The sequence below is a fragment of the Streptomyces sp. NPDC093600 genome (assembly GCF_044764755.1).
Taxonomy (GTDB): domain Bacteria; phylum Actinomycetota; class Actinomycetes; order Streptomycetales; family Streptomycetaceae; genus Streptomyces.
The window spans coordinates 402,655-427,933 of the sequence record NZ_JBIWIU010000005.1 but is presented as its reverse complement, the minus strand read 5'-3'; the positions used below and the strand labels follow the sequence as shown (position 1 = coordinate 427,933).

The following is a 25,279-nucleotide window of genomic DNA, read 5'->3' as shown; positions in this document are numbered from 1 at the left end:
GTCGCAATCCACACCGAACCCGGAAGGCCCTCACCCATTCAAGATCCCTCAGCCGAGACCTGCATCACCCGTCCACAACCTCCCGGGACAGAACACCTAGGGCTCCACGCAGCCGGTACCGGACCAGGTCGATCGACCGACGATGCTCGCGCACCGCGTGCAGGTCGTACAGCGTGAAGTCGCCGGAGATACAGATTAGCCGCGGAGCGCTCCACAGCACTCCGAGGCCACCGCCCCCCCGAGGCACTCGCGGACCAGGGCCTGGAACTCGTCCCGATGGTCCATCAACCACGCCATGTAGTACGGGCCCTGCGACAGGACACCAGGATCGGTCGCCCCCCGTGCACTCGACGATCACCGGCGAACCGTTCTCGTCCAGCCCGAGCGAATCGATGCGCCCGCCATGGACGGAGCCGGTGCTGTACTCGGTCGCCAGGAAGCGGACGCCGAGCATCTGCTCCATCGCGCTCTCGACGAGCACCTGCACATCAGCCTCGACCTCGGCCAGACGCGGCATGACCTCGGTCACGTCGTCCGTCGTGTCGAACAGCTTCAGAGCCAGACGCCCCCACACTCGCGATTGCCGAGTGGGAACGCCGTCGGGGCTGGGATTATTACCAGGGATGGACCCCCGCCACCACGAGAGCGGACGGTTCTCACAGGCCGCGGATTTGGGGCAATTCAACCCCCGGGACATGCCTGGGGCCGCCCCTCGCCAGGTAGCCCGTTGACCTGAGGGAACGCTGGAAAGGCTCCGGAGCCATGTGCGCAGGTTCGAATTCTGCGGGGGCACTTCCGGAAAGAGCTCTGACCAGCGGAAACGCAGGTCAAACCCTTTCTCATACGTGCCAAAACGTAGGCGGTCTCGTGGGTCGTTGCCGTTGAGGCGAGCGCCTGCGTCATTCAGCCGCGTCCGCGGGTTTCCCAAGCACACCTTGAACCGGCCGCCGCTCGCTTGGGAGCAGCCCACCCGTGGTGCCCGGCGACGTCCGGGTTCCGCGCTACCTGGGCGGGCAACTGTTCGCTACACGGGTCCGGTTCGCATGAGTTCGCGGTCCGCCTCACTCTCGTCGAGCGCAGGCGGGGGAAGGCGGAAGAGGCGGGTGAGCCAGGCCAGGTAGCCGACTCCGAGGGCCAGCCAGGTCAGGCCGAGGGTAGCGCCTTGCCGTCGAGGTGGACGAGCAGCCACAGGTCGACGACGGCACCGATCGCCGGGGCGACAATGTGGCCGAGGATGCCGGGGCGTGCGCCGGTGCGGCGTCGGCGGATGTACGTGGCGATGACGCTGATGTTGACGAAAATGAAGGCGGTGAAGGCGCCGAAGTTGATGAAGGAGGTGGAGGTGGCGACGTCCAGGCGGAGTGCCAGGAGTCCGATCGCGCCGGCCTGGGCGGCGATGCCGGAGGCGGCCTGGGCGACGACCAGGCCGGCGAGAAGACCGAGGAGAAGAGGTCGCCGCCGATGGTCCGGGCGATCTCGAACGCAGCCGATCCGCTGTCTGTGAACGTGGCCCCGGGGTGGGCGAGTTGTGTGGTGCAGGCGACGGCAACGAGGACGGCTCCGCCGATCAGGGCGATGATGAGGATCGCGCGGGGCATGGTCCGCCGGGGTTCCAGGGTCTCCTCGGTGAGGGTCGTGACGGCGTCGAAGCCGAGGAAGGAGTACGCCGCGATCGCCGCGCCGGCGGAGATGCCGGCGGCTGCACTGGCGTCGTTGATGAAGGGCGTGGTGCTCACCAGGCCGCCCGCACCGCCGAGGCCGAGGACGTGTCGCAGGGACAGGAGGACGAAGATCGCGATCACCAGAATTTGGAAGACCATGAGCAGGTCGTTGACGCGCTCGGCGGTCTTGATGCCTCGGACGTTCACGGCCGTCGTGAGAACGATGAAGCCGACGATCCATGCCCAGGCGGGGACAGGGACACCTGGGAACTGCGCCTGCAGATACGCCCCTCCAATGAGCCAGATGACCATCGGCAGGAAGGCGTAGTCGAGCAGGGTGACCCAGCCGACGAGGAAGTCGGCCCGGTCGTCGACGGCGCGCCTGAAGTAGGTGTAGGCGGAGCCCGCGACGGGCTGGGCGGCTACCATGCGGCCGTAGCTGTGGGCGGTGAACAGCATGGCGAGGACTGCCAGCAGGTAGGCGGTGGGGACCGCCCCGCCCGTCTCTTCGGCGACCACTCCGAACGTCCCGAGGACCGAGCTCGGCTTCGAGCACCTTCGACGAGACGACCTGCGCCACACCGGGTTGACCTGGTTCGCGGACGCAGGCGTCCCTCTTCACGTCCTGCGCAAGATCGCCGGGCACGGCTCGCTGACCACCACCCAGCGCTACCTGCACCCCGACGCCGGCCAGATCACCGCAGCCGGTGCAGCCCTCTCCGCGCACCTCATGGTGCTCCGTGCACCTCGTTCGCTGCCTGTCACGGCAGTTGCCGCTCTCTGACCCGCGACGACCGCCCTGGTCCCCAACTGGTCCCCAAAAACGATCTTGAGGCCGTATCGGATGCTTCCAATACGGCCTCTGACCTGCGTAAAAGCAAGTCGGGACGACAGGATTTGAACCTGCGACCCCTTGACCCCCAGTCAAGTGCGCTACCAAGCTGCGCCACGTCCCGATGCCCGTCCCGCCGGATACTCCCGGTGGCGGCGTGCGAGAGAAACTTTACCCCACGCCGAGGGGCGCGGGAGCGCAGGGCGGTCGTCGCGTCGGGGGGCTGCGGGGAGATGCCGCAGGTGGTGGCAGGGGTGGTCGACTGGCGGGTGGGAGCGGGAGGGGGACAATGGCGGCGTGAAGGGGATGCCGAGGGACCGCGACGAGGAGGGGCGGGCGCGCAGTGCGCGGCCGCGTGACGGGCTTGGACGACCGCTGCCGTACGGCACGGAGGGTGTGCCGCGAGCGCCGGAGGGTGTGACGCGTACGCCCGCGCAGACGCTCGCCGAGGCGCAGCGACTCCTGGACGAGGGGATGCCGTTCCACGCGCACGAGGTCTTCGAGGACGCCTGGAAGACCGGGCCCGCCGAGGAGCGGGATCTGTGGCAGGGGCTCGCCCAGCTGGCCGTGGGGCTGACGCACGCCGCCCGGGGCAACGCGCGGGGCGGGGCGCGGCTGTTGCGGCGGGGCGCGGACCGGATCACGGCTCCCTCGCCGGCGTCACAGGGGCTCTCGTACGGCCTCGACGTCGACGGGCTCGCCCGCTGGGCCCGGGGGTTGGCGGACCGCACGGAGGGCGAGGACCGGGTGCCGGACGCGTCCGTCGAGGCCCCGAGGCTACGCCCGGAGTAGCACCACTTCGAGGGTGCGGGGGCCGTGGACGCCCTCGACGCGGTCGAGTTCGATGTCGCTGGTGGCGGAGGGGCCGGAGATCCAGGTCAGGGGCCGGGTGGGGTCGAGCCGTGGGAGGGCCAGCGGGACGGAGGCGACGACCTGTTCGGGAGCGCGGACGACGCAGATGTGGTGGTCGGGTACGAGGGTGATACGGCGTCGGCCCTGGCCCGGGCCGCCGTCGAGGACGATCGTTCCGGTCTCTGCGATGGCGAGGGCGCACCCGGTGACGACGCTGTCGACGGCGTCGAGTTCTCGGGCCGTCGCCTCGGCCCGGTCGTGGATGCGGGTGATGTCGATCGTCGTCGCGTCCGCTCTCGGCAGCCACTCGGCCGGCAGGCCGCTGGGGACGAGCACCGTGCTCGCGCCGCGTTCGGCGAGAAGGCGCAGGAGCAGGGCCGGCAGGCCGTCGGTGTCGGTCCGGTGGACGAGGGCGCGGTAGTCGGCGAGGTTCTCGTGGAGGAGGTCGACGAGTCCGGTCGGGTCGTCGGGTGTGTGACTGGAGAGGTACGAGCGGTCTGTCGCGGGTGGTTCGGGCGCGTCGGTGACGGCCCGGCGGATGCGGCCGAGGATCCGGTCGCGGGAGGAGAGAGGGCGCTCGGTCATGTGCGGTTCCGCCTCCCGGCCTCCGGCGACCGCGCTGGGTACGACGACTCCGCGACCGCCCGGGCACGCGTGTCCCGGATGGGGTGCGTGGCCGGATACGGATGCAGGGCGTGATCGACGCGGGTGACGAGGAGTGCGACGCGCATGCGCGCAGGATATGCCGGTGATGCGGGGCCGGGGACGGTCCGATGTCATCTCGATACGGTTTCGCCCGAGTCCCCCGGCCGCGCGGTGTTCACCAGGTGAGACGGAGCTCCTCGGGTGAGCGGTGGATGAGGGTCGGCCGCATCACCACCTCGTGGTCGTCCGCCAGCCGCAGGCCGGGAAGTCTGCGGGTGAACAGTTCGAGGGTGAGGGCGAGTTGGGTCCGGGCGAGCCGGGAGCCGGGGCAGCCGTGGCTTCCGTGGCCGAAGGCGACATGCCGGGTGGGGGTGGGGGACCGGGTGATGTCGAAGACGTCGGCGTCCTCGTGGCGTGCCTCGTCCCGGTTGGCGGAGCCGTAGGCGACGAAGAGGGTGGCTCCGGCGGGCAGTTCGGTGCCGGCCAGGATGACCGGGCGGGTGGTGGTGCGGCGGAATCCCTGGACGGCGGTGTCGTAGCGGGCTGCTTCCTCCACCGCCCCGGGTATGAGTTCGGGTCGCGCGCAGAGCAGCTCCCACTGGTCGCGGTGGCGCAGCAGGTGGAGCAGCGCGGTGCCGATCAGCGCGGTGGTGGTGAGGTGTCCGGCGATGAGGAGGTTCTGCAGGTTGGAGACGAGTTCGCCGCGCTGGTCGGGGGTGAGTTCACGGGTTCCGGGCCCGAGCCCGGTGTCGGGCGCCAGGGCGGCGACCATGGCCGAGCAGAGGTCGTCGCGGGGCCGGGCGCGCCGGTCGCGGGCGTAGCGGTCGAGGAGGTGCTGCAGCGCGACCACGTCCTCGGCGGCCGCGAGCTGTTCCTTCTCGTCCATGGGCCGGAAGAGGAGTTGCTCGGCGCGGTGTCCTCCGTGCACCGCGGCGGGAACGTCCTCCGGTTCGAGGCCGATGAGCCGGCCGATGACGGCGCCGGGCAGGCCGCGGGCGTACGAGGACATCAGCTCGGTGTGCCCGTCGTCGGCGAACGAGTCGACGAGACCGGTGGCGACCTCGGTGGCGTACGGGGTGAGGGCGGCGACCCTGGCGGCGGACAGGCCGCTGTTGATCGGCGCGCGGTGACGGCGGTGCGCGGCGCCGTCGGTGGAGACGACGGTGGGGCGTTTGCCGAATCCCCGCGCGAGGACGCCGAAGACGGCGGGTGGGGGCATGACGTCGGGGCGCAGGGCTTGGGCGGAGGAGAAGTCCTCGGGCCGCAGCAGCACTTCACGGACGTCGGCGTCCCGGGCGACCAGCCAGGCGTCGAGTTCGGGGACGAAGGTGAGCCCTGGTGTCCTTCGCGCCTGTGCGTAGAGGGGATACGGGTCTCGTTGCAGTGCGTCGAGTCGGTCGAGTCCGTCGAGTCGGTCGTGCGTTTTCGGGTCCACGCGGTGCCTCTCGGAAGGGGAACGTGCGGAAGGGACGTGCGAAACGCGGTGCGGTCCGGCCATGGTGACCGTCCTCGCGGGCCCCTGGCTATGCCCCGAGGGCCCGGTGTCGCGCCGGAGACCGTCTTCGGCCGGGAAGCGGCTGTCGCACGGCCGGGAGGGTGCTATCCCCCCACGCGTGCCCGGCCGTCACCCCTTCCGCGCGGACAGCGCCCGTTCGAGTACGGAGGTGTGGCTGGCGGCGGGGTCCTTGGCGGCGGTGAGGAGGGTGACCGTCCCCCGGGCGGCGAGGTCGCGCAGGCCTTCGAGGGCCTCGGCGGCGGCCGGGGCGGCGAGCTCCTCCTCGTACCGCCGGCAGAACTCGTCGTACTCACCCTCGGGGCCGTGGTACCAGCGGCGCAGTTCCGTGGACGGGGTCAGGGCCTTGGGCCATTCGTCGATGTGCGCGTCGGTCTTGGCGAGGCCGCGCGGCCAGAGGCGGTCGACGAACACCCGTACGCCGTCGTCGGGCGCGGGGGGATCGTAGACGCGGCGGACGCGGACGTCGGGGGTGGTGGCGGCCATGCCCCTCAGGGTGCGGGACGGGGCGCCCGATCACACGTCGACGCGCAGTGCGGGCAGGAGTACCGCGTCGACGAAGACGCGCATCGCCGTCGCGTCCGCGAAGCGCTCCTCGAAGAGCCGCTCGACGCGGAGCATGCCGAGGAAGCAGGGCGCGACGAAGCCGATCGCCGGGTTGTCCGCCTCGATCTCCCCGCGTTCGACCGCGCGCCGCAGCATCTCGTCGAGGGCCGCGACCTCCGGGTTGATGACGGTCTCCCGCAGCGCCTCGCGCAGATCGGGGTGCTGGATGTACGCCTGGGTGACGGCCTCCATCAGCTCGGCGTCCCGGTCCCGTCGGGACGCGGCCGTCCGCGCCGCCTCGCGCAGATCACCGGCGAGCGATCCGGTGTCGATGCCGGCGAAGAAGGGGCAGCGCCGCTTGGCGAGGGCGGCCGTGACGAGCCGTGGTTTGGTGCCCCACTGCCGGTAGAGCGTCGCCTTGCCGCATTTGGTGCGGGCCGCGACCCCCTCCATGGTCACCGCGTCGTAGCCGCCTTCCCGGAGCAGATCGATCACGGCCTCGAACAGCTCGGTCTCCCGCTCGGGCGTGATCTTGCTACGGCGGGCGGCGGCGGTCGCGGCCTCTGTGGCGGCCTGTGGGGACACCGATTGCTCCCGTCGTCGTCCGGTTGGCTCCCGGTCGGCTCTCTGCACATACGAGGGTAGGGGCCGCACGATCGAGACGCAAACGTATCGAGACGTTTGCGTCTCGATGGAATCGGATCTACGCTTCCCCCGTTTGCTGCCGATTTGACGGATAAAAGGGGCCGCGCCATGGCTGCCGGGATACGCGGGATACGCGGGACGTGTCCTGCCGAACCGGAGCCGACGGCTACCCCGGAACCGACCGCGATCGCGGAGTCGGCGGTTCGCCCGGAGCCGTCCGCCACCCCTGAACCGGCGGTTCGGCCGGGACCGGCGGCCGAGTCGGCCTCCGCCCCGCGACCGCACCTCGTACGCGAGCTGCTTCTCGTCGCCGCGCTCTTCCTCGTCTACAAATGCGGCCGCCTCCTCGCCAACGGCCACGAGTCGCGCGCCTTCCGCAACGCCGACCGCGTGTGGGACGCCGAACGGGCCGCCCATCTGCCCGGCGAGGGATCGGTCCAGGCCCTCCTCCTCCACGGCGACGGCCTCGTCCGCGCCGCGAACACGTACTACGCCGCCGTGCACTTCCCGGCCACCGTCGCCTTCCTCGCCTGGCTCTACTGGCGCCGCCCGGGGCACTACCTCTGGTCCCGCCGCGTCCTCGCGCTCCTCACCGCCGCAGCGCTCGCGCTGCATCTCCTGATGCCGCTGGCGCCGCCCAGGATGCTGAGCGCCACCGGACTCGTCGACACGGCGCAGGTGTACGGGCCTTCCGTGTACGGCGCGACACCGCGGACGGACTCGATGGCGAACCAGTTCGCGGCGATGCCCTCGCTCCACTTCGGCTGGGCGCTGATGGTCGCGATCGGTCTGATCGCCGCCACCCGGGGCCGGCTGCGATGGCTCTGGCTGCTGCACCCCCTGCTGACGCTCCTGGTGATCGTCGGCACGGCCAACCACTACTGGTTCGACGCCCTGGCCGCGGCGGCCCTGCTCGCCCTCGCGCTCGTCGCCGTACGGACCCCCGGGCCTGGCTCCGTCGCCCCGGCCTCTCCCCCGCGCGCCACCGCGCCCCGTACGGCAGGAGCTCTGCGATGACCGCTCTCGACGGCACCGTGCTCGCGGTGCTGCTCTCCCTGGTCTCCGCAGCCGGGTACGCGCTCGCGGCGGTCGCCCAGGCCCGGCTGGCCTCGGCCTCCGCCGGCGGGCGCGGCGCGCTGCGGGCGCTGCTCGCCCGCGGCCAGTGGTGGTGGGCGGTCGGCCTCAACGCGGCCGGCGCGCTGGCCCATGTGGCCGCGCTGCACTACGGCCCGCTGACCCTCGTCCAGCCGCTCGGCGCGCTGACGCTGGTCGCCGCGTTGCCCCTGGGCGCGTACTGCGCGCGGCGGCGGGTGACCCGGGCGGAGTGGCGCGGGGCGCTGTGGACGCTGGCGGGGCTCGTCGGCCTGGTCTCGGTCACCGGGCCGGTGAAGCCGGGTGAGGCGCTGACCCTGCGCGAGGCGCTGGTCGTGGCCGCGGCGACGGCGCTGCTGATCGCGGCGTTCGCGTCGGGACGGCTGCACGGGGGCGGGTCGCGCGGCCGACGTCGGGCGGTTGCCGACGCCGCCCCCGGAAGGCCCGCCTCCGCGCCCGGGTCGGGGTCAGACTCAGGGTTCGCGCTCGGGCCAGGGCTCCGGTCCGGTTCGGGGTCCGGGTCCGGACTCCGCTCCGGGTCGGGGCACGGCTCCGGGCTCGGCTCCGGTTCCGGTTCCGGGTCGGGGCACGCCGGCTCCGGCTCCGGGTCTGGTTCAGGGTCAGGTCCAGGGCTCGGCTCCGGTTCCGGGTCGGGGCACGCCGGCTCCGGCTCCGGGTCTGGTTCAGGGTCAGGGTCAGGTTCAGGGCTCGGCTCCGGGTCTGGGCCCAGGCTCGGCTCCGGCTCCGGCCCCAACGGGGTCATGGGGCGCGGTCTCGGTCATGCCACCGCATCCGGGATCGCCTCGGGCGTCGCTTCCGCGCTGACGCAGACGTTGACCGCCGCGCTTGCGCGCGAGGTGCCGGGCGGGGCCATGGCCTGGTGGCAGACCGCGCTCGTCGCGGTGCTCATATCCGCCTTCGCGATGGGCGGACTGCTGCTCTCGCAGACCGCCTACCGAGGCGGTCTCGCCGCGCCGCTGGCCGTCGTGAACCTCTCCAACCCGGCCGCCGCCGCGGTCATCGGCGTGGCGCTGCTCGGCGAAACGTTTCGCGCCGGGGCCTGGGGATGGCTCATCGCGGGCGCCGCGGCCGTCGTGGCGGCACGCGGGGTGGTCCTGCTGACGACCGGTCAGGGAACGGCCACCAGCACCGCCCCGGCTCCGGCCACCACCCTCGCCTCCACGGACAGCCCGTCCTCGCGTCCGCCCACATCGGGGGTCCTGGCGGCGACAGCGGACCCCCGTACGTTCCCCGAGCCGCCGGCCGAGACGGCAAAGCCGGTGCCGGTGCCACCACCCCGTACTGACACCTCGACCCTGACGCTCGACCCCGCCGTCGGCTGACACCGGTACCCAATTTCGTCATGTTGACGAAAAGCAGACTTTCCCTCTATCGTCAAAGTGACGACAAGGGAGGGTCTCATGGCCGACATCACCCGACGCGCCGGCTGGCGCCACCTGCGCTCCGCGCCCACCGCCCACGTCCGGCACCACCACCGGGGCCGGCTCGTCCACGACGGCGCGGGGCTCAGCTTCTGGTTCCGTGCGCTGTCCGCCGCGCTCTCCGAAGTGCCGGTCGACGACCGGGAGCTCGGCATGGCGTTCCACGCCAGGACCGCCGACTTCCAGGACGTGAGCGTGCAGTGCACGGTGACCTACCGCGTCAGCCGGCCGGACGCGGCGGCCACGAGGATCGACTTCTCCATCGACCCGGACACGGGCGCCTGGCGCGGCGCTCCGCTGGAGCAGATCGCCGGCCTGCTCACCGAGACCGCCCAGCAGCACACGCTCGACGCCCTGGCCCGTACGCCGCTGGCCGCGGCCCTCGTCGACGGCGTGGCGGCCGTACGGGACCGGATCGCGGACGGGCTCGCCGCCGAGCCCAGGCTGCCGGAGACCGGCATCGAAGTGGTGACCGTACGGGTGGTGGCCATCCGTCCCGAGCCGGAGGTCGAGCGGGCGCTGCGCACCCCGGCCCGCGAACAGATCCAGCAGGAGGCGGACCGGGCCACCTACGAGCGGCGGGCGGTCGCGGTCGAACGCGAGCGGGCCATCGCCGAGAACGAGCTCGCCAGCAAGATCGAGCTGGCCCGCCAGGAGGAGCGGCTCGTCGACCAGCGCGGCATCAACGCGCGCCGCGAGGCGGAGGAGAGCGCCGCCGCCGACGCCGTACGGGCGGAGGCCGAGGCGGTACGGAAGGTCCGGCTCGCGCGGGCGGAGGCGGAGGCGGCGCGCGAGGTCGGTGCGGCGCGCGCCGAGGCGCAGGCCGCCTGGCTGCGGGTGCACGGGGAGGCGGACGCGGCGACGCTGCACGCGCTGGCGGCGACCCGGGCCGCGGAGAACCTGCCGCGGATCGAGAGCGTCACCCTCTCGCCCGACGTGCTGACGGGACTGCTCGCGAGGCTGGGGGGCGGCGGGGGCGCGTCGTGAGCCTGGCGCCACGGGCGGTGCTCGTCCACCGGACCACGGAGTACGAGGAGTTGCTCGCCCGGCACGGTACGCACGGACAGGCCGCCTTCTTCGCCGCCGGTCGCGGTCTGGACATCCGGGAGGTGCGGGAGCGGCACGAGCGCACCCGGCGGGCGCTGGCGGAGGTGGCGGGGGCGGTGCCGCTGTCCTGGCGGCAGGCGCGGGTGGAGCGCGCGGATCTGGATCGTTTCCTGTTCGGCCCGGAGGACGTGGTCGTCGTGGTCGGGCAGGACGGCCTGGTGGCCAACGCGGCGAAGTATCTGACCGGCCAGCCGGTCGTCGGGATCGACACCGATCCGGGGCGCAACCCGGGCGTCCTCGTGCGCCACCGGCCCGTGGACGCCGGGAGGTTGCTGCCGGCCGCCGCGACAACGGCCGCCGGGAGAACGGCCGCCGAGGAGCTGACGATGGTGGAGGCGGTCACCGACGACGCGCAGCGGCTTCTCGCCCTCAACGAGATCTACGTCGGCCCGCCCGGCCACCAGACCGCCCGCTACACCCTCGCGGTGGAGGGCGGGCGATCGGCGGCACCCGAGCCCCAGGCGTCCTCCGGCGTGCTCGTCGGCACCGGGACGGGGGCGACGGGCTGGCTCCGCTCCCTCTGGCAGCAGCGCGCGAGCCCGCTGCGGCTGCCCGCCGCGACCGACCCCCGGCTCGCCTGGTTCGTCCGCGAGGCGTGGCCGTCCCCGACCACGGGCACGGCGTGCGTGGAAGGTCTCCTGGGCCCCGGGGAGGCCCTGTGCCTCACCGTCGCGTCCGACCGCCTGGTCGCATTCGGCGACGGCATGGAGTCGGACGCACTGGAACTACCGTGGGGGCGGGCGGTACGGGTGGGCAGGTCGGAGACCGTGCTGAGACTGGTGGGCTGAGGCGACCGGGCCGTACCGGGGGGGGACGGCAGCGGGCCGGGCCTCGTCCGGTGCGCGGCGGCCCTCGCGGTCCCGGCGCCCTCCCGGCGCCCTCGCGGCGCCCCTCGCGGCCCCGGCCAAGCCCCGCAGGCCAGGCCCGAAACCCCGGGCGCCCCGGGCGAGCCCGGGTCCCCCGACCAAACCCGGTCGGCAAGGCCCGGAAGCCCCCGGCCAAGCCCCGCAGGCCAGGCCCGGGGCCCCGGCCGGCCGGGCCGCGCCGCCCCGGACGCACCCCGCGCCCCGCACGCATCCGCCCCGGACGCACCCCGCCCCCACCGGCCGGCCGGGCAGCGCCGCGCGGACCCCGCCCCGCTCGCTCCCCGCCCCACCAGCCGAGCGCCGCCCGCCCGCTGCCCTACCCCACCCCTTGCCCCCCGCCCCTCACATCTCCCTCCACGCGGTCACTGTCCAGAAGAGCGCGAATCCCGTCCAGACGATCGCGAACGCCCAGACGAGAAGGTGCTCCCCGAACAAGGCCATGGAGCCCATCCATCCCACCCCGATCGCCACGAACAGCCAGCCGAAGCTGTGGAAGGCGAGGATGCCCGACGGCCGGCCGCTCACCAGCGCCCAGAGCCCCGCGGCGAGGATCAGGCAGCCGAGCGCGAACCACGGCATGACGCTGTCCTGGGAGGAGGGCGCGTACTCGTAGGTGCGGCCGCGCACCACCAGCCGTACGGCCTCGCCCCGCCAGAGCCTGAGCTCCGCGCGATCGCCCGTTCTGGCCTCGCCGTACGTGTCCGATCCCACCGAGAGCCAGGCGGTGCGGCCGGGCCACTCGACCTTGACGTGGTAGTACCGCGTGCAGGTGGTGGTGCCGCCTCCCCCGCCCCCGGCGGTGATTCCCCCGGTCGCCGCGCCGCCCATGCCGCCGCCGGCGGTCGTCATGCCTGCCGCGGTCCCGCCGACGCTGGTGCCCCCGGTCGTGCCGTTGGACGTACAGCGTTCGCCCGTCCGGCGGTCGAGGACCGTGCCCACCGCGGGCCGTACGCACCCCTCGTCCGCGCAGACCGGCGCCGCGCGGTACACCATGGTCGCCCGGTATCCGTCCGCGATCTGCTGACCGCAGACGAGGACTCCCCATCCGGCCGCGAGGACGAGCAGCCCCCGTAACCAGAGGGGTAGCCGTCTCTCGTACCAACTTCCCCTGTACCCCGTTGACTTCACCCGTCGGTGATTCCCTGGGGCGCGGGCGTCCAAGCACCGCCCCTCCCCCGTCCCCCGCCCCCCTCCGAGGGGTGACAAGGGTTTTCCCCGTATCGCGTTCACCTGCTCTTTCCCTACTGTCTGCCGCACCGGCAGATCCCATCCCCCGATCCACGCCCCCCTCAGGAGCTCAGGCCCTGTCAGGTGCATGAGGAGAGGGGGGTGGTGTCCGCCGGTGACGGCCTTGACCCGGGCCGTCGCGCCGGTGGCGGCGCACGGGCCCCCCAAGCCCAGGGTGCAGCGGACCGCGACCCCACTTCGCGCCGAGGCTCCCGCGCCGCCGCCACTGCTCCGCACCTACGTCGTGCTTGAAAGGGAACACCTTGAACAGTTCCATGCGGAGAGTCATATCCGTGGTGGTCGCGAGCGCCGCGATCCTCGGTGCCGCAGCCACCTCCACCGGGGCGTTCGCCGCCGCCCCGGCCGTCTCCACCCCGAAGCCCGCCCCGGTCTCCCAGGCCATGACCACGCTGCCCAGCGCGCCGGTCGAGAAGGTCATCGTCACCTACAAGGCCCGGACCGCCGAGGCCGGCTCCAACGCCGCCGCGAAGAGCGACGCGGCCGCCAAGGGCGCCGAGACCGGCGAGGCCCTCTCCTTCGAGCGCCGCCTCTCCGGCGGTCAGGCGCTGGTCGACCTGGGCGACAGCGCCACGAAGCAGGACGTCGCGGAGGTCATGGACGCCTTCCGCGCCGACCCGCAGGTCGCCTCCGTCGAGCCCGACATCCGGGCGTACGCGATGGCGGTCACCCCGAACGACACCGACTACGCCAAGCAGTGGGACCTCTTCGAGGCCACCGGCGGCATGAACGTCCCGTCCGCCTGGGACAAGACGACCGGCAGCGGTGTGACCGTCGCCGTCATCGACACCGGCTACGCGGCCCACTCGGACCTGGCGGCCAACGTCGTCTCCGGTTACGACTTCATCTCCTCCTCCACCGACGCCCGGGACGGCAACGGCCGTGACGCGGACGCCAAGGACGAGGGCGACTGGAACGCCACGGACGGCGAGTGCGGCACCGGCTCCCGCGCGAGCAACTCCTCCTGGCACGGCACCCACGTCGCCGGCACCATCGGCGCGGTGACGGGCAACACCAAGGGCATGGCGGGTATCGCGTACAACGCGAAGATCCAGCCCATCCGTGTCCTCGGCAAGTGCGGCGGCTCCTCGTCGGACATCGCCGACGCGATCACCTGGGCGTCCGGTGGCAACGTGGCGGGCGTCGCGGCCAACCCGACCCCGGCCAAGGTCATCAACCTGAGCCTGGGCGGCGCCAGCTCCACCTGCCCGAGCGTCTACCAGAACGCGATCAACGGCGCCGTCTCGCGCGGCACCACGGTCGTCGTCGCCGCGGGCAACAGCAACGCCAACGCGTCCGGCTTCACCCCCGCCAACTGCTCGGGCGTCATCAACGTCGCCTCGACCAGCCGTGAGGGCAACCGGTCGTACTACTCGAACTACGGCACCATCATCGACGTCTCGGCACCGGGCGGCGAGACCCGTCGCGCCACCGACACGCCGGGTACGGTGACCACCCCCGAGAACGGCATCTACTCCACGCTCAACTCGGGCACCACGACGCAGTCGCTGGAGAACTACAAGCCCTACCAGGGCACCTCCATGGCCGCGCCGCACATCGCGGGCCTCGCCGCCCTCCTGAAGTCGGCCAAGAGCAGCCTGACCCCGGCCGACATCGAGTCCGCCATCAAGGCCAACGCCAGGCCGCTTCCCGGCACCTGCACCGGCGGCTGCGGAACCGGCATCGCCGACGCCGCGAAGACCGTGAACGCCGTCACCGGCACCACCACCCCGCCGGCCGGCGCCACCTACACCAACGCGACGAACGTGACGATCTCCGACAACACCACCGTGTCGTCCTCGATCGCCGTCACCGGCCGCACCGGCAACGCCCCCGCCACCCTCAAGGTCGACGTGGACATCAAGCACACCTGGCGCGGGGACCTGGTCATCGACCTGATCGCCCCCGACGGCACCGTGCGCAACCTGAAGGCGTCCTCTTCCAGCGACAGCGCCGACAACGTCCTGACCAGCTACACGGTCGACGCGTCGAGCGAGGTCGCCAACGGCACCTGGAAGCTCCAGGTCCGCGATGTGGCCTCGGGTGACACCGGCTACATCGACTCGTGGAGCCTGACCTTCTGATCCCACCCGAACCACCCCCCACAACAGCATCATTGCTGGTCAGCGGCGCGCTCGTGGTCTACACCACGGGCGCGTCCTGGCGTGGTGACCGGCGATCGCTGTCCGTATGCCGGACAAGGGGCCTGGACTGCGCCCGTACGCTCCGTATTCTCTGCGCACGGGGCTCACGGGGCGGGCCCGAGCGCCGGAGGGGTGGTGGACACGTGACGACAGCGTCGCACCTCGCCCTGCGCCACGCGGGCGGAGGCGGAACCCCCGCGCCGGTGGGCCGCGAGGAGCTTCTCGCGCGCCTCGAACGCGTGCTGCACACCCGGGGCCGCGCCCTGCTCACCGGTCCCGCCGGAGTCGGCAAGACCGAGGTGGCACTGGCCGAGGCCGCCCGGGCCGAAGCCCGGGGCGAGACGGTCCTGTGGCTGTCGACGCTCCCCGCCGACCGGGACATACCCGGCGCGGCGGCGGCCGCGCTCGTCGCCTCCGTCGCGGCGACGGTGACCTGGCCGGGCGTGGCCCTGCAGGAGACCGAGCACGGTGCCGGCGACGGCGCGCCCGATCCCACGGCGGCCGACGGCCTGGCCCCCGGGCGGGGCGCGGGCGCGTCGGGCGTCTTCGACGGGCTACCCGGCCCTCAGCGCACGGCCGTCGCCATGCTCTGCCGCGAGGCGCCGCTGCACGAAGGCGGCTGGGACCCGATCGCCCTGCGCCTCGGCATCGCGCGGATCCTGCGCGGCCTCACCGTCCGCGGCCCCGCCCTGCTCGTCGTCGACGGGGTGCAGCACATCGACGCCGACAGCGCCGACCTGCTGCGCTTCGCCCTGCACCTGGCCCCGCCCGCGCTGCGCGTCGTCGCCGTCGAGACCCCGGAGGCGTACGGCTCCGAGGCGGCCCACGACACCCAGCTGTGGGTGCCGTCGGAGGCCGACATCCTGCTCGTGCCCCCGCTGCAGGCCGACGAGATCGCCGAACTCCTCATCCACCACCGGCTGCCGTCCCGGATGGCCGGCCGTATCCACAAGGCGAGCGGCGGCAACCCGCGTCTCGCGCTCGCCGTGGGCCGCTCCCTGGCCGACGCCCGCACCCCGGTCCACCACGCCGAGGCGCTCACGCTGTCCGGGCGCGCCCGGGACCTGGCGCGGCAGCTGCTCGGCGCCGCGCCGCCGGCCGTCCGCGAGACGCTGCTGCTCGCCGCGCTCGCCCTGCGCCCCACCGCGGCCCTCGTCCGCCGCGCCGGGCGGCCGAACGCGGAGGCGGACCTCGCCGCCGCCGAACGCGCGGGTCTGGTCTCCGTCGCCGAGGACGGCGCGGTCACGTTCACGGCCGGGCTCCTCCCCTCGACGCTGGTCCACGACGCCTGCTGGCCCGAGCGCAGCGCCGGTCACGCCGCGCTCGCCACGGTCGTGGACGACTCGGTGGAGGCGGTACGGCACCGGGCGCTCGCCACGGACATCCCCGACGAGGCCCTCGCGGCCGAAGTCGCCGCGGCCGCCGATCTCGCGCGCCGCCGCGGCAACAGCGCCCTCGCGGCGGAGCTGGCCCTGCTCGCCGCCGGTTCGACGCCCGTCGAGCACGGTCCGCAGCGGATCGCGCGGCTCGTCGACGCGGCCGAGGAGGCGGCCCGCGCGGCGCGCGCGGATCTGGCGATGCGGGCCGCCACCGACCTGCTGGCCAGGGACGCGGCACCGGCCGACCGGGTGCGGGCCCGGCTCGCCGTCCTCGACACCGCGGGCCAGGGCCTCACCGGCCTCGACGACATGTACGTCCACGCCATGGAGGACTCCGAGGGGGACACCGCGCTCAGGGCGGCCGTACAGCTCCGGCTGGCCGTCAAGTACGTGCTGGCCGACGGCGATCCGCTGCACTCGCGGGCCGCCGCCGTCGAATCCGCGGCGCTGGCCGCCTCGATGGGCGATCCGCGGACGGCGGCCCAGGCCCTGACCGTACAGGCGCGGATGGAGCGGGCGCTGGGAGCGCCGGACGCCGAGTCGGTGCTGGCGCAGGCCCGCGCTCTGGAGATGGCCGAGCGTCCGCTCGGGATCCGCAACGCCGCCCAGATCCTGACGATCCGTCACGCACTCTTCGACGACCGTCTGGGCGACGCCCGTGACCAGCTGAACGCGCTGCTGCCGCTGGTGCGGCGGCGCGGCTCGGTCGAGGACACGATCGAGCTGTTCTCCACACTGGCCGCGATCGAGTCCCGGATGGGCGTGTGTCCGGCGGCCCTCGCGCACGCGGGGCAGTCCCTCGCGCTGACCCTGGAGGCGGGCCTCTCCCCCGGCCCGGCCTGGTACACGCTGGCGCTCGCGGAGACGGCCGGGGGCAGCTTCGGGCGGGCCGCGAGCTATGCCCGGCGCAGTGTCCAGGCGTCGGAGGAGGAGGGCGACCGGGTCTTCCTCTCCCGCAGCCTGTACGCGCTCGGCCGCGTCCAGCTCGTCAACGGGGACGTCGCCTCGGCCCTGGAGACGCTGCGCCGGGTGCAGGCCAACGAACGCGCCCAGGCGAACGTCGACCCGTCGATGCTGCGCTGGCACGAGGAGCTGGCGGAGGCGCTGCTGGCCAACGACGCGGCGCAGGAGGCGGCGGACCTGCTGGCCGAGGTGCGTCCGGTCGCCGAACGTTTGGGCCGTACGACGGTTCTGCTGGGCTGTGACCGCGCGTACGCCCTGTATCTGGCCGCCGTCGGGAAGACCGACGAGGCGGCGGAGCTGCTGACCCGTACCGCCGAGGCGTTCGCCGATGCCGGGCTGCCGCTGGAGCGGGGCCGGGCTCTGATCGCCCTGGCCAGGGTGGAGCGCCGCCGCCGTCGCCGGTCGGCGGCGCAGAGCGCGCTGCAGACGGCGGCCTCGGTCTTCGAGCGGGCCGGTGCGGCGCCGTGGCTGGCCCTGGCGAGCGAGACCCCGGCCGCAGAGGCCGCGGAGGACACCCTTCCGGCGCTCTCCTCGCTCACGGACGCCGAGCTGCGGCTCGCCCGCCTGGTCGGCCAGGGCGCCAGCAACCAGGAGGCGGCGGCGAAGCTCTATCTGAGCGTCAAGACGGTCGAGGCGCGGCTGACGCGGATCTACCAGAAGCTCGACGTCCGCTCGCGGGCGCAGCTGGCGACCGCGCTCCGGGGATGAGGCGGGACTTCGCAGACCCTGGGGTGCCGGTCATACGGTGAACGGCTTCTGGCGCAGGAACGCGGGGGACGGGGTGCCGGTGGTGTAGAAGTTCGGGCTCTGGGTGGCGGGCAGCCGGTGCTGGATCGCGCGGTGGAAGGCGCGGTAGCCGCCCCGGAAGGCTCCTCCGTCCCACACGCCGAGCAGCGCTTCGGTGAAGGCGCCGTTGACCGGGCCGTCGGAGGCGTACTGGTTGTCCTGGCAGGCGGAGATGAGGACCGCCGCCGGGTCGCGCGCCTCACCGTCCGGGGGCGCCGTCTTCTTGAGGGAGCGCTGGAGCTCCGCGAAGAAGCCCTGGTCGCGCTCGTAGATCTGCTGCTGCCTCGGGAGGGGCATCATCCGGACGGCGGTCGTCGGGAGCAGGCCGCCGGGGAGTTCGACGCCGCTGCCGCTGTGGCAGCAGTCGAGCAGGACGACGATCCGTACGCCGTCGGCGCAGCGGCGGAGCTCCTGGTACAGCTCGTCGTCGAGGAACTGGCGGTCGTAGAGGACGAGGGTCTCGTCGAGGTCGTCCGGTTCGTCGTCCGGGCCCGTGACGTCGGGGACCTGGCCGCCGTGGCCGGAGTAGGTCAGGAGCAGGATGTCTCCGGGGCCGAGCTTGTCGGCGGCCTGGCGCAGTGCGCCGGTGACCTGGTCGACCGTGCCGTCGGGGGTGAGCAGGACGGTGTCGGAGAAGCCGGCGGCGCGGGCGAGCGCGGCCATGTCCCTGGCGTCGTTCTCGCAGGCCAGGAGGGCGCCGTCCCAGCCTCCGTAGCGAGCGGGGTCGACCGTGTTGAGCCCGATGTGGAGGGAGAGTCCGGTAGGCATGGGGGCCTCCTCGGGGAGGGGCGGGGGTGCGCCGGGGGCGTCTGATCGAGTGGCCTGCGGCCCGGCGCCGAGCGCGGCCCTCCCTGCGCGGTACTTACATGGTATGAACCCGACCGATCCCCCGTCCTCTCCGCCGCCCTCCCCGCCGCCTCCCCGTGCCGGCGGTCCGCGCCGTGAGGCGCTGGCCGACCGCGCGGGCTACGACGAGGCGTTCCTCGGCCCCGTCGTACCGCTGGCGCTGCCCGCGCGCACCTCGGTCGAGACGGTGATCCTGCCGTACACCCACTTCACAGTGGTCTTCCGGCCGGACCGGCGGCTCGCCGCCTCGACGGCGGTCTGCATCGAAGGCCGGCAGCTCGTCGAGGACGTGGCCCGTGACGACATCTGGGAGTACGATCCGCGCCTGCCCGAGGAGCAGCAGGCCGGCAACGACGTCTACCGGAACAACAGTCTGGACCGGGGCCATCTGGTGCGCCGGCTCGATCCGGTGTGGGGTGCGGTGGCCGAGGCCGGCCGGGCCAACACCGACACGTTCTTCTACACCAACGCCGCTCCGCAGGCCGATGTGTTCAACCAGGGCAAACGGCTCTGGCAGGGCCTGGAGAACTATCTCCTGGACCACGCGGCGGAGTTCGACCGGAGGATGTGCGTGCTGACCGGGCCGGTGCTGCAGGACTCCGACCCTCCCTACCGGGGTATCCAGGTGCCGTTGCGCTTCTGGAAGGTGGCGGCGTTCATGCAGGACGGGGCGCTGGCCTCGACCGCGTACGTCCTGGACCAGAGCCCTGACCTCAGCCGGGACGCGGAGCGTGCGCTCGCCGGGGCGAAGGCGGGCGCGCCGCCGCCGCTGGGTGCCTTCCGTACGTACCAGGTGCCGGTCTCGGACGTCGCGGAGATCACGGAGCTGGAGTTCGGGCCGCTGCCCGACGTGGATCTGATGCCGCCGATGCGGGCACCGGAGGAGCGCTGGCGGCGCCTGGAGACCTTCGACGACATCGTCATGCAAGGCTGAGCGCCCGGCCGGGACGCCGGGCGCTGCCCGTTCGCGCGTGTGCTGCGGGCGCCTGGCCGGGGCTCCGGGGGCGGGCCGTGCGCGCGTTTGCCACGGCCCCTGGCCGGTGAAAGCATGACAGGTGTCAGTCAGTCCGTCTGACGGCGCGTGCGGGACGGCCGGGCAGGTGCGGTATGCCGCTCACTGAAACGGAATGGGGACTCGTCACCAGCTGGGTGCGGGACTACGTCCTCGACACCCCCGACCCCCACACCGCGCTGCTGCGCAGCGGGCTCTCCCCCGACTTCGTCGCGGATCTGCCGCTCACCCCGGACCGGGACGAGAACGCGCGGACGCTGGTCGCGTTCGCCCGGAAGGACATCGCGCACCAGCGCCGGCTGCTCGCGACGCTCGCCGGTCTGGACGCGCTCACGGAGGCGGACGGCCCCGGCCGGCTGGAGCGGGGCGCCGAGGCGAGGGAGTTGCTGACGCGGCTGCGCGAGGACGAGCGGGCGCAGCGCTCGGCGCGGGACCCCTTCGGTGCCCTGGTGCTCGGTCATGGCATCGGTGCCGAGGTGTTCATCGACCGTGCCGAGTCGCGCGAGAGGCTCCGTGACTTCGTCGAGGACCCGGAGCAGACGGTGCTGGTCGTCGACGGCGAGCCCGCCAGCGGACGCTCGTACACGTACCGTCTGATCCGCCATCTCGGTCAGCACCTCGGGTTCCGCCCGATACGGATCACCCTGTCGCGCACCTCGACGGCAGCGCGCGTGGTGGAGCGGCTGGCCGAGTTCGTGTCCGGCCCGCACGAGAGCCCCTTCCCGTTGAATCCCACACAGTTGAACGATCCACTTCCGTCGGTCGACGACGCCGTGCACCGGATCGTGAGCCGGGCGACCGCCGCCGAGGAGCGGCTCTGGCTGGTGCTCGACGAGTGCGACACACTCGACCCGAACTCCGACGTCTGGGACTGCATCGGCAAGCTCGCCCTGGCCATCTACGAGCACACGCCGGTACGCAAGGACGCCGTACCGCGGCTCGTCCTGCTGGGCTACTCCCCCGCGATGCGCCAACTCCCGTACGACATCAGGAAGAACGAGTGCCGTGACACCGCGCACGTCGTGGACGAGGGTGATCTGCGGGAGTTCTTCCGGCGGTTCTTCACCGAGGAGGAGACCGCGCCGGACGACGAGGCGGTCCCCGCACTGGTGGACGTGGCCGTCACGGAGGTCCTGGCAGCCGCCGAAGCCCCCGGCCACGGCGAGAGTTACATGCGGCGGGTATGCACGGCGGTGGAGGAGGCGGTACGACTCCACCGCTCCCTCCCTCCAGGGCTCGCCCCGGACGACCACGCCGCCCTGCTCCGGCGCGCCGTGCGGGCGGCCGTCGACCTGCCCCCTCCCCCGCTCCCCGATCTGCGCAGGTCCTACCGCGAGGCGGCCTGCCTGCTGCACGAGTTCGACCCCGCGCTGCTGCGGCTGCCCGGTGAGACGGAACCCACCGGAGGGGCCGCCCTGGCCCTCGTCGACGACTGCACGACGCCTTCCGCGCACCCCCGCGCGGCCTGGGTGCTGAGGGCGGAGGTCCGCGAGGAGGCCCTGAGGGGTCTCGCGGGGCCGCAGGCGGCCCGCCGGGCCCTGGAGGCCAACACCGCACTGTTCCCGGACGGTTCCGGGCCCGAGCGCACCGCCCTCGCACTGCTCTCCGGCGCCGCGCCGGACCTCGACCCCCAAGGCGTCGAAGAGCTCTGCGACACCCTTCAGGCGACCCTGTGGCTGAGCCGCGTCCCCGGGATCACCGGACTGCCCGACCCCGACGACGTCCAGCGACGCCTGGAGCGGGCCCGGCTGTTCCAGCCGATGGAACGACTGGTCCGGGGCACGTTCCACGGCCGCGCCCGCGAACTCGACGCGCTGCGCGCCTATATCGAGCTGCCCGCCGAACCGGCCGAACCGCCCCTCCTCCTCCACGGCGTGGGCGGCATCGGCAAGAGCACCCTCCTCGCCAGGTTCCTCCTCGACAGTCTGCGCGCCTCGGCGACCGGATTCCCCTTCGCCTACATCGACTTCGAGCGGCCGACGCTCTCCGCCCACGAGCCGGCTACCGTCGTCGCCGAGATCGCGCGGCAGCTCGGCATCCAGTACCCGGACCACCGCGCCGCGTTCGACGCGCTCGCCGACGAGTGCGCGGAGACGGCGGCGTCCCAGCGCGCGGAGCTCAACCAGTTCGACGACCTGCGGCAGCTCTCCGCCACCCGCGCGACGCTCAGCCGTGACTACTCGGCCGGGTTCCACGCCCGGGCGAGCGCCCGGGAGCAGGAACTCGCGCAGGCGGTGGCCCGGACGGCCGGCGAGGCGGTCCCCACCCGGCCCGGGGAGATGGACCCGCCGCTGGTGATCGCCTTCGACTCCTTCGAGGAGGCGCAGTACCGCGGCTCACCGGTCCTGGCAAGGATGTGGGGGATCTGGACCGCCCTGCGCGCCGCCTATCCACGGCTGCGGTTCCTGGTCTCCGGGCGGGCGCCGATCGACCATCCCGCCAAGGTGATGGCGCCGCGGAGCCTGGAACTGGGCGAACTGGACGAACGGGCCTCCGTGGAGCTGCTGATGTCGTGCGGGGTCGGCGAGGAGACGGTCGCCAGGGACCTCGCCGACCGGGTCGGCGGGCACCCGCTCAGCCTGAAACTGGCGGCCCAGGCCGCGGTGGTCGTCCTGGGCTCCGGCTCGGAGTCGCTCGGCGAACTCGTGGAGAGCCTGCCCTCGCGCAAGCGCTACTTCCACCACAAGGTCGACCAGCTGCTGATCCAGGGCACGCTGTACGACCGGATCCTCAAGCACATCGCCGACGACCGCGTCCGCGTCCTCGTCCAGGCCGGCCTGGCCCTGCGGGTGATCACCCCGGAGCTGATCCAGGACGTCCTCGCCGGACCGGCGGGCCTGGACATCGCCTCGCCGCAGGAAGCCCGTTCGCTCTTCGGCCGCCTGGTCTCCCGGCTGGACCTGATGGAGTCGGCCGGGCCCCAGGCGATCCGCCACCGGGCCGATCTGCGCAGCATCATGCTGCGCCTCTCCGACAGCGCGCGGACCGATCTGATGCGGGCCGTGGACCGGCGCGCGGTGGAGTACTACGCGGCCCGGCAGGATCCGCGGTCGCGTGCCGAGGAGATCTACCACCGGCTCCGGCTCGGTGAGAACCCCCGTACGGTGGACCGGCGTTGGGTCGCCGGTGTCGACGGGCACCTGGCCGGGGCGGACCGGGACATGCCCGCCCGCTCGGCCGCGTTCCTGTTGGGGAAGATCGGTGGGCACGTGCCGGACCAGATCATGGCCGAAGCCGATCAGGAGGACTGGGAGCGGATCGCCGCCCGTGAGGTCGAGAACCTGCTCACCCAGGGGTACGTGGAGGCGGCGGCGGAACGGCTGGCCGAGCGGCGCCCCTGGACGCCCTGCAGCAAGCTGCACGCCCTGCTGGTGGAGACGCTGGCGCGGTCCGGCCGGTCCGCCGAAGCGCGGGCGGCCGCCGAGCGGGCGGTGGACCGGGCCGGCGAGGCCGGCTGCCCGGAGACCCGGCTGGAGCTGCTGCAGCTCTCCGCGCGGCTCGCCCAGGACGAGGGCGACTTCGCCGACGCCGACCGCGCTCTCCAGGAGGCGGAGGACATCGCGGCGGGGCTCGGTCTCGCGCACGAGTCGATGGGCGTCCTGGTGGCCAGGTCCCGGCTGGCGGCGTTGACGGACGAGGGCTCGGCCGAGGCGGACGTGCGCCTCGCCCACACCCTGCGGGAGCTGCCGGACGAGGAGCTGGCCCGGCAGCCGGCGCTGGCGCGGGCCGCCGCGGCGAGCGCCTCCCGGGTCGATCCGCGGCTGCTTGAGCACACCCTGCGGCTGGTGGGGCTCCCCGCCGACGACGAGGCCGTCGTGCACGCGCTCGCCCGCTGGATCGACACCGCCATGACCGACGAACCGCAACTGCGCGAGCCCCTCGCCCGCATCCTGCACTCCGCGGCGGACGGCGCACGACGCCCCGCGGAGCCCGGGAGCCCGGGCTCCTTCGAGACGCCTGCGCCGTACGGGGACGGGAGGCCGGGGACGCCGGGCCCGCACGGGCCGGGAGCGCACGGACCGGGGACGGCGGATGGGGACAGGCCGGGGACGCCGGACCCGTACGAACCCGGACCGCACGGACCGGGAGCGCCGGACGGGGACAGGCCGGGGACGGCGGGGACGCCGGGGACGCCGGGGACGCCCGGGTACGGCCCCGGGGCCGGTCCCGCCGGGAGGGCGGCCCGGCCAGGGATGCCGTACGCCGAGGTGGAGCAGGCCCTGTGGGAGGCGCGCCGGCACGGGACGCTCGACAGCCTCGCCTGGCGGGCCCTGACGCTCCGCGACCGCAGCGGCGACCTGCTCCTCGGGGTGGCGGCCGCGATGGACGCGGGCTCCCCGCCGCGCGGCCCCGTACCGGACACCGGCCCCGGTCTGGAGGCGGGTGCCGGGCTCGGCACCGAGGCGGGTGCCGGGCTCGGCACCGGCGCCGGACCGGCCACCGCCAGGCCCGGCGGCGCCGCCGGTCTGTGGTCGCAGCCGCCGCCCGACGCCGCCGAGGGGGCGGTGCGCACGGTTCCGTACCTCTCCCCCGAGGACGTCGTCCGGGTCCGCAACGCCGCCCTGGAGGCCGGACTCGCGGACAACGCCGTCCGGCCGCTCCTCTTCGCCGGCACCACCGCCCACTTCCGCGCCGGCCTGCCCACGATGGACAGCCCCCTGCGGCAGATGCACTCCGACCTGCACGTCATGAACCAGGTGGAACGGCTGATCGACGGCACGGTCCCGCTGGAGGTCTGGCTGCGCAACGCGATCGCCCAGACGGTCGAGGCGGGACCGCTCACCGTGCTCCAGCGCGCCCTGGACGACGTGGCCCGCGACGCCGCCGGAGAGCCGGATCTGCCGCCCGGGAGCATGCCCGACGAGACCAAGGAGGAGATCATCTTCCGGGACGACACCGTGCCCTTCGAGTTCCTGCACGGCGGCGTCCTGGCCGGGGAGTCGGTCGCCCGGCTGAAGGTCCCGCCGTACGAGTCGGGCGCGCCGCTCCAGCCCGCCTATCCGCACGCCGGCACCGGCTGGCTCATCGCCCCCGGCCTGCTGATCACCAACCACCATGTCGTCAACGCCCGTACCCGCTCGCCCGGGGTGCGGATACGGGTGGCCGAGGACGACCTCCAGCTCCAGGTGCGCAACTCCCGTTCGAGGTTCGACTACGGCGCCGACGAGACCGAGACCGAGGAGGCGACGGCGGGCGCCCTCGTCGCCTGGGACGAGGCACTCGACTACGCGATCCTCCGGCTGACCCCGGGGACCCCGCCGCGGCCGCTGCTGCGCGTCGCCACCGCGCCGTTGCTCCTGCGCGGGACCGAGCCCGTGGCGGTCAACATCATCCAGCACCCCGGCGGGCAGCCCAAGCGGGTCGCGCTGCGCAACAACCTCGTCTACCAGGCGGACGAGCGGGACGTCCGCTACTTCACCGACACCCGCGGCGGGTCCTCGGGTTCGCCGGTGTTCACGGACGACTGGACGGTGGTGGCCCTGCACCGCGGCACGCGCCGCGTCGAGGAGGTCCACTACCAGGGAAGGCCGACGGCGTTCGTGAACGTCGGCACGCAGATGAGCGGCATCCTGGCTCATCTCCGGGAGTACAGGCCGGAGTTGTACGAAGAGATCACGGCGGCCCAGTCGGCGTGGTCGACGCACTCGGCGCGCCACGGCCCCGAGGTGTGAGAGGCGCAAAGCAGAGGCGGAGAACAGAGGC

16 protein-coding genes, 1 tRNA gene and 2 pseudogenes are annotated in these 25,279 nt (G+C 73.4%); 10 read left to right on the top strand and 9 right to left on the bottom strand.

What is annotated here, in order from left to right; translation table 11 throughout:
- Positions 1–100: 100 nt before the first annotated feature.
- A pseudogene (locus ACIRB4_RS16680) lies at positions 101–517 on the bottom strand (transporter); the annotation flags it as partial.
- A 544-nt stretch (positions 518–1,061) separates the two neighbouring features.
- The gene (locus tag ACIRB4_RS16675) at positions 1,062–2,180 is read right to left on the bottom strand and encodes an APC family permease (RefSeq protein ID WP_403291832.1); all 1,119 of its coding nucleotides are present in this window, start codon (positions 2,178–2,180) and stop codon (positions 1,062–1,064) included.
- Between the two features lie 16 nt (positions 2,181–2,196).
- Here ACIRB4_RS16675 and ACIRB4_RS16670 point away from each other — a divergent pair.
- Positions 2,197–2,445: pseudogene (locus ACIRB4_RS16670) on the top strand (tyrosine-type recombinase/integrase); the annotation flags it as partial.
- A 98-nt stretch (positions 2,446–2,543) separates the two neighbouring features.
- Here ACIRB4_RS16670 and ACIRB4_RS16665 read toward each other — a convergent pair.
- Positions 2,544–2,617, bottom strand: a tRNA-Pro gene (locus tag ACIRB4_RS16665).
- Between the two features lie 182 nt (positions 2,618–2,799).
- Here ACIRB4_RS16665 and ACIRB4_RS16660 point away from each other — a divergent pair.
- On the top strand, positions 2,800–3,285 hold the full coding sequence (locus ACIRB4_RS16660) for a DUF309 domain-containing protein (RefSeq protein WP_403291879.1): 486 nt from the start codon (positions 2,800–2,802) through the stop codon (positions 3,283–3,285).
- On the opposite strand, the gene ACIRB4_RS16655 is transcribed toward ACIRB4_RS16660, so the two are convergent.
- The 4 genes from ACIRB4_RS16655 to ACIRB4_RS16640 form a co-directional block, all read right to left on the bottom strand.
- Positions 3,271–3,930, bottom strand: a complete 660-nt coding sequence (locus ACIRB4_RS16655; protein ID WP_403291831.1) for a lactate utilization protein C — start codon at positions 3,928–3,930, stop codon at positions 3,271–3,273. The genes ACIRB4_RS16660 and ACIRB4_RS16655 overlap by 15 nt on opposite strands.
- A 235-nt stretch (positions 3,931–4,165) precedes the next feature.
- The gene (locus ACIRB4_RS16650) at positions 4,166–5,425 is read right to left on the bottom strand and encodes a cytochrome P450 (RefSeq protein ID WP_403291829.1); all 1,260 of its coding nucleotides are present in this window, start codon (positions 5,423–5,425) and stop codon (positions 4,166–4,168) included.
- 189 nt (positions 5,426–5,614) lie between these two features.
- Positions 5,615–5,989: a DUF488 domain-containing protein gene (locus ACIRB4_RS16645; RefSeq protein WP_403291827.1), complete on the bottom strand. Its 375-nt coding sequence runs from the start codon at positions 5,987–5,989 to the stop codon at positions 5,615–5,617.
- Between the two features lie 30 nt (positions 5,990–6,019).
- A complete protein-coding gene (locus ACIRB4_RS16640) occupies positions 6,020–6,634 on the bottom strand; it encodes a TetR/AcrR family transcriptional regulator (protein ID WP_403291826.1) in 615 nt (204 codons plus the stop codon).
- A 168-nt stretch (positions 6,635–6,802) separates the two neighbouring features.
- On the opposite strand from ACIRB4_RS16640, the gene ACIRB4_RS16635 reads away from it, so the two are divergent.
- The 4 genes from ACIRB4_RS16635 (at position 6,803) to ACIRB4_RS16620 (ending at position 11,123) form a co-directional block, all read left to right on the top strand.
- Complete coding sequence (locus ACIRB4_RS16635; protein ID WP_403291825.1) at positions 6,803–7,711, top strand: phosphatase PAP2 family protein; 909 nt, start codon at positions 6,803–6,805, stop codon at positions 7,709–7,711.
- A complete protein-coding gene (locus ACIRB4_RS16630; protein WP_403291823.1) occupies positions 7,708–9,129 on the top strand; it encodes a DMT family transporter in 1,422 nt (473 codons plus the stop codon). The genes ACIRB4_RS16635 and ACIRB4_RS16630 overlap by 4 nt, the downstream gene beginning before the upstream one ends.
- A 78-nt stretch (positions 9,130–9,207) precedes the next feature.
- Positions 9,208–10,215: an SPFH domain-containing protein gene (locus tag ACIRB4_RS16625; protein WP_403291822.1), complete on the top strand. Its 1,008-nt coding sequence runs from the start codon at positions 9,208–9,210 to the stop codon at positions 10,213–10,215.
- Positions 10,212–11,123, top strand: a complete 912-nt coding sequence (locus ACIRB4_RS16620) for a hypothetical protein (RefSeq protein WP_403291820.1) — start codon at positions 10,212–10,214, stop codon at positions 11,121–11,123. Before ACIRB4_RS16625 ends, ACIRB4_RS16620 begins: the two co-directional genes overlap by 4 nt.
- A gap of 420 nt (positions 11,124–11,543) precedes the next feature.
- On the opposite strand, the gene ACIRB4_RS16615 is transcribed toward ACIRB4_RS16620, so the two are convergent.
- Positions 11,544–12,329 (bottom strand): hypothetical protein, encoded by a 786-nt coding sequence (locus ACIRB4_RS16615; protein WP_403291818.1) that lies wholly within the window; start codon positions 12,327–12,329, stop codon positions 11,544–11,546.
- A gap of 500 nt (positions 12,330–12,829) precedes the next feature.
- Here ACIRB4_RS16615 and ACIRB4_RS16610 point away from each other — a divergent pair, with 500 nt between their 5' ends.
- Both ACIRB4_RS16610 and ACIRB4_RS16605 read left to right on the top strand, forming a co-directional pair.
- A complete protein-coding gene (locus ACIRB4_RS16610; RefSeq protein ID WP_403291877.1) occupies positions 12,830–14,530 on the top strand; it encodes a S8 family serine peptidase in 1,701 nt (566 codons plus the stop codon).
- 203 nt (positions 14,531–14,733) lie between these two features.
- Entirely contained in the window at positions 14,734–17,640 is a 2,907-nt protein-coding gene (locus ACIRB4_RS16605; protein WP_403291817.1) for an AAA family ATPase, read from the top strand.
- Positions 17,641–17,670: 30 nt separating this feature from the next.
- Here the strand turns inward: ACIRB4_RS16605 and ACIRB4_RS16600 are convergent, their stop codons facing one another.
- Positions 17,671–18,486 (bottom strand): caspase domain-containing protein, encoded by an 816-nt coding sequence (locus ACIRB4_RS16600; protein WP_403291816.1) that lies wholly within the window; start codon positions 18,484–18,486, stop codon positions 17,671–17,673.
- A 103-nt stretch (positions 18,487–18,589) separates the two neighbouring features.
- Here ACIRB4_RS16600 and ACIRB4_RS16595 point away from each other — a divergent pair, with 103 nt between their 5' ends.
- Positions 18,590–19,498 carry a DNA/RNA non-specific endonuclease gene (locus ACIRB4_RS16595; protein WP_403291815.1) on the top strand — a complete coding sequence of 303 codons (909 nt, stop codon included), beginning with the start codon at positions 18,590–18,592 and terminating at the stop codon, positions 19,496–19,498.
- Between the two features lie 173 nt (positions 19,499–19,671).
- Positions 19,672–25,248 carry a trypsin-like peptidase domain-containing protein gene (locus tag ACIRB4_RS16590; RefSeq protein WP_403291813.1) on the top strand — a complete coding sequence of 1,859 codons (5,577 nt, stop codon included), beginning with the start codon at positions 19,672–19,674 and terminating at the stop codon, positions 25,246–25,248.
- The last annotated feature ends 31 nt before the right edge of the window (positions 25,249–25,279 follow it).